Source organism: Herbaspirillum sp. GW822-FHT03A08 (assembly GCF_058801885.1).
Map to the genome: position 1 here is coordinate 1 of NZ_JBXANR010000020.1, position 590 is coordinate 590.

The window sequence follows — 590 nt, forward strand, 5'->3', positions numbered from 1 at the left end:
AAGACCACCACCCTGAAAGCCGTCACCGGCACTTTGCCGAACTGCAAAGTCAGCGGCCACATCACCTACCTGGGTCAAGCCCTGAAGGGCCAAAGCTCGTTCAACCTGGTCCAGCAAAAGCTGGCGATGGTGCCGGAAGGGCGGGGCGTCTTTACGCGCATGAGCATCCACGAGAACTTGTTGATGGGTGCCTACACCAGCGACGACAAGCAGCAGATCGCGCAAGACATCGAACACTGGTTTACCGTCTTCCCCCGATTGAAGGAACGCGCCAGCCAGATGGCCGGCACGCTCTCCGGCGGCGAACAGCAGATGCTGGCCATGGCGCGCGCGCTGATGAGCCATCCGAAATTGCTGTTGCTGGATGAACCGTCGATGGGTCTGTCGCCGATCATGGTGGAGAAGATCTTCGAAGTGATCCGAACCGTATCGGCGCAGGGCATCACGATCCTGCTGGTGGAGCAGAACGCCAAGCTGGCGCTGGAGGCGGCGCATCGCGGTTACGTGATGGAGTCGGGCCTGATCACCATGACCGGCGACGCCAAGGAGATGCTCAGCGATCCGCGCGTCAAGGCGGCTTATCTGGGTGA

1 protein-coding gene is annotated in these 590 nt (G+C 60.8%); it reads left to right on the top strand.

Annotated features, from left to right (window positions below):
• A partial coding sequence (locus AC1RN6_RS24095; protein ID WP_493008002.1) for an ABC transporter ATP-binding protein occupies positions 1-590 on the top strand: 590 nt, incomplete at both ends.